Annotated in this window: 4 protein-coding genes; all 4 read right to left on the reverse strand. The window is 38.7% G+C overall.

Annotation, left to right across the window (positions count from 1 at the left end):
- Positions 1 to 836 precede the first annotated feature (836 nt).
- From OD355_RS13685 to OD355_RS13700, 4 genes are read right to left on the reverse strand one after another with little or no spacing between them, the layout of a single operon-like run.
- Positions 837 to 2,177, reverse strand: a complete 1,341-nt coding sequence (locus OD355_RS13685; RefSeq protein ID WP_263039057.1) for an MATE family efflux transporter — start codon at positions 2,175 to 2,177, stop codon at positions 837 to 839.
- Between the two features lie 55 nt (positions 2,178 to 2,232).
- On the reverse strand, positions 2,233 to 3,855 hold the full coding sequence (locus OD355_RS13690; protein ID WP_263039058.1) for a PepSY-associated TM helix domain-containing protein: 1,623 nt from the start codon (positions 3,853 to 3,855) through the stop codon (positions 2,233 to 2,235).
- A gap of 16 nt (positions 3,856 to 3,871) precedes the next feature.
- Complete coding sequence (locus OD355_RS13695) at positions 3,872 to 4,156, reverse strand: hypothetical protein (RefSeq protein ID WP_263039059.1); 285 nt, start codon at positions 4,154 to 4,156, stop codon at positions 3,872 to 3,874.
- A gap of 3 nt (positions 4,157 to 4,159) precedes the next feature.
- A complete protein-coding gene (locus tag OD355_RS13700; protein WP_263039060.1) occupies positions 4,160 to 4,489 on the reverse strand; it encodes a hypothetical protein in 330 nt (109 codons plus the stop codon).
- Positions 4,490 to 4,600 lie beyond the last annotated feature (111 nt).

The raw sequence follows: 4,600 nt of genomic DNA on the forward strand, positions 1-4,600 counted from the left end.
ATGAACTTGAGCTTCTTGCATTTCTCTGAAATTTAATAACGCTAAGCTACAAATTCATCCCCGGTTGGTGTGCATATTATTGCTCATGAATATTTCATGTGTTAATATTTAATTTTTTCTGTTTGCCACATGGAATAACCAAAACCTTAATCTTTATTATCATCCTCGGTTGGTATAGATTCCTAATCTTTATGGCTATTTCATGTGTAATTTATTTATTTTTCTTTACGGTTACATGGAATAGCCTTTATTCATCCGCGGTTGGTATGCAACTTTGCTTATGGCTATTTCATGTGTATATAATTTATTTGTTTTTCAGTTGTCACATGGAATAACCATTTTTTTTAGATTCAATACTCATTCCCGGTTGGTATAGATTCCTAATCTTTATGGTTATTTCATGTGTATATTTTTTATTTTTTCTTTATGGTCACATGGAATAGCCTTTATTCATCCGCGGTTGGTATGCACCTTTGCTTATGGTTATTTCATGTGTATATTTTTTATTTTTCTTTATGGTCACATGGAATAGCCTTTATTCATCCGCGGTTGGTATGCAACCTTGCTTATGGCTATTTCATTTGTGTATATTTATTTGTTTTTTCAGTTGCCACATGGAATAACCATTTCCTGTGTATTTATTTATTTTTCTTTACGGTCACATGGAATAACCTTTATTCATTCGCGGTTGGTATGCTTCATTCTGAAGGCTCATTCCATATATGTTTATTTGTTTTTACTTGTACTGATATTTACCGGAATACCGTTTGTTAGATTGAATATCCACTCCCGGATGGCCTCGCCTAAGGCGGTGATTAATTCATTTTATTTTTAAATTATTTGCTGAATGTAAGATGGCGGTTTACCATTTTAAAGAAGCGCCGGTTCAATACAATCGACACAAAGGTAAGCCCAATAACCAAACCTATCCATATTCCGTGGGTACTCATTTGTGCACGAAAAGCCAGCAACCATCCGGCGGGCAGCGCCACTACCCAGTAAGCAATGGTTAAAAGTATGGTTGGATATTTCACATCAGTTATTCCCCTTAAACTTCCTACCGCTATAGCCTGTGTAGCATCTGATATCTGGAAAATGGCTGCATACAACAGCAGCAGGCTTGCAAGCGACACTACTTCTGCATTATCATTAAAAATATACGGTATCTGCTGGCGGAATACAGCATAAAATACAGCACACAAAATGCCATAGAGCAAGCCTGTGTACAAGGTGCTCTTACCGATCAGGTGAATGTGCTTCCAGTCTTTTCTGCCATATGCATTGCTGATACGGATAGAATTTCCCTGTGCAAGTCCGAGCGAAACCATAAATGTAAAAGAAGCACACTGTAACGCTATCTGGTGAGAAGCCTGCTCAATAGCGCCAATGGTACCAACGAGAATGCCTGAGATAGCAAATGCACCGGTTTCAAGGCCGGCCTGCAATGCGCTTGGTACGCCTATTCCAAGCAACTCTTTAATGGTAGATCTTTTCAAATGCCATTGATTCTTTCGGACCATTATAAATCTGGCGAAGTGCTTACTTTTAAACAGTACAATCACCATCACAATTAAGATAAGTGACCGGGTGATCAAAGTACCTAAGGCCGCGCCTGCAAGTTCCATGCGCGGAAAACCCCAGTTGCCGAAAATGAGCAGCCAGTTCAGAAACACATTCAAGGGCAGCGCAATAAAAGAAAGGATCATGGCGGTCCTGGTACGTTCCAGGCCATCGGTAAACTGCTTAAGCCCCATAAACAAAATGGAGGGTATAACCGATATACCCACGATTCTCCAGAAAGGTACTGCCAGCACCGCAATCTCCGGATCCTGGCCCAGGTGAAACAAAATATCACTACCCAGCTCAAGACCCAGTGATATAACGATGGCCGACACCATGGCCAGCCAGAAGCCATTGTATAAAATATGAGATACGCGCTGAGAATCGTTCCTGCCCCGTGCATTAGCTACCCTTTGTGAAATGGCCATAGTAAAGCCGATGCCGAGTATAAAAGGAATGATCATTACACTGTTCACCAGCGAAGCTGCTGCCAGTTGCTTGTAATCTATAGAACCTACCATTGCACTGTCTATCAGCCCCAGCGATATCTGGGTGATCTCACCAAAAATTATGGGCAGGGAAAGTTTCCAGGTTTTTGCTGCTTCGCTTCGTAACATAGCGCGCAAAAGTAAGAAAATTACTGCTTTTCAATAACATTGAGCCTGCGCATTGTCAATTAAGCATTTGCTTACGTTCATGATCTTTTATTTTTATAAAACTGATCAATGCTATGGTGCCTATAAATATCCAGAGTAAATTGAAGATCAGTATATCGCTTGCGCCGGTGTTCCATGAGCGCCAGATCCAGTTCCCGGTAGTTATTCCATCAGCGACCGGAATAAAGAAACACAGCACTCCTCCCAATAACAACGTCTCTTTATTGGTTTTCTGTATGTTCCTTCTGATCACGTACAGAGCCGATAAGCATAACCATGTATAAAAATATACTTTATAAATAAAGCTTTGACCGGGGATACCCGAAAGCTTAACAGCTATAAATGTGATAACCGTGACAGGAAACATCGTTAAACATATAGACAGGAAAATATTTGTAATCCAGTAATTGAATTTGTGCTTATGCGGAGCAGTACTTTTTTTATCTCTTGCCACATACCAGATCAATATTCCTGAAATAATAACCACACAACCCATTATTCCCAAAATAAAATATATGATTTTCAGGGGGTAGCCACCGTAGTCGCCAAAATGCAGCCTGTATAGCAACGCCCTTACTTTTTGTACATAGCCTGGCTTATCTGTAACAGATACATAATCTACTACCTTGCCTGTGGCTGCTTCATATACTATTTTACCGGTAGCTGCAAAACTCTTTTTCCTGTCTGCATCAGCTTCTATAACCATATGCATGCTCTTGTCGCCATAGTTTATGATCTGCACGCTTTTCAGTGTTGCTTCCGGCCATTTCTTTTTTACATCGTTTAAATATGGCGCCATAACTATTTTCTGAGGCAGCGAATCATATGTATATGTATAGCTGGCATTGGTTCTTACTCCAATATCACTGTAGAGTTCTTCTTCGTGTGATTTGTATAATAGTTTACTGAATGGAGAAACCAATACAACATTTACTATTAAAAATAATCCTGTAACGGCAAACATAAACTGGTAAGGAAAACCGATAACGCCCAACGCCGTGTGTGCATCGGTCCATAACGTTTTAAGTTTTGTCCAGGGACGGAAGGTAAAAAAATTAGATATTATTTTATCCCAATGAAGCAATATGCCTGTAATGAGGGCAAATAAGAATAAAAAGCTTACAATACCTGCAAGCATGTACCCGAAAGGATGGCCCAGCCTTATCGGAATCTGGTTAAGCTGTGCCAAAAAATGCAACCGGTACAGAAACTCACCCATGTCATAGGTATCCTCGTAACTTCCTGAAGAATTCTTTAGGTAATTGTATTTAAAATTTATCCTGTCTGCGCCTCCCCTGCGGCCTCGTTTTTGAGTAGTCCGGGTATTTTTGTCTGTAATGGTAGTGTCACTGGATGCGCTTACGTTGACATAAGTTTCAGTAGCATTCCTCACAAAATAAAAATCAATATCTCTGCCTTTCAGATTTTTAATGGCAGAAAGAGAGTCAATAATATAATCGACCGGAACAGCTATATGCCGGTATGCAGCATAAGAGGCATTATTTTGCCAGGCAGTGATTTCCTGTTTAAAAAATGAGAAAGTTCCTGCAAAGAATATGACATATAAAAGAAGGCAGGCAAAAATACCACTGATGGTATGCAGGTGAAAATAAATATTATAATTTCTAAGGTTTTTCAAAATTGCAAGAAATTTTTTACAGGTTTCTAAAAATCAGAGGAGCAGCAAATAGCATTGTTAAAGCAATATATATACCCCATACCTTCCAGCCATTCTTTGCCAAAAACGCAAGCAACAACAATAAACTCCATAATATATATCCGGTAACAGCTGCTGTAATAACAATGTGTTTTTTATCTATAAACTCTGCAAGCAGCATATGGAAAGAGATCATTACAGCGTAACCGCCAATAAAGCCAGCTGAAATCTTTAATATCCTCTGCCAGGGCGATCTTGTTAAATATTTTTTATTAGCAGGCATTGGTTATAAATTTATTTCCAGTATGAATGAAAGAATATAAATCAGTAAAACATGCCGCCATTTCAGGTATCGGAAAGGTGCAAGCAAAACTACCATACAGCCTACCCCCATCAATACAGCGAAATAAGCGAAAGTCCCGGAACCTATACCCCAGCAATACAAAGAAGCCGAAAAAGCAATAACTATTAATAAGGCTGCCAGGATGTAAGAGGTTCTTTTACGCTCTCTGAGCTGAATAAGCACTTTATTATATTCTGCTATAGTAATTTTGGGCTGTAGATTGTAGCAAAGATAGAATGCTGCAAATAAAGTAAAAATGATAGTAGAATGCATGGCTTAATTATTAAACAGAATCCATCTATTATATTTGAAGTGCAAAATTTACTTATAAAAAAGAAAATCTTTTACGAATTTGGGAAATATTGATTCCAGGTAATTGTTATG

It is taken from the genome of Haoranjiania flava (genome assembly GCF_025631005.1).
Taxonomy (GTDB): Bacteria; Bacteroidota; Bacteroidia; order Chitinophagales; family Chitinophagaceae; genus Haoranjiania; species Haoranjiania flava.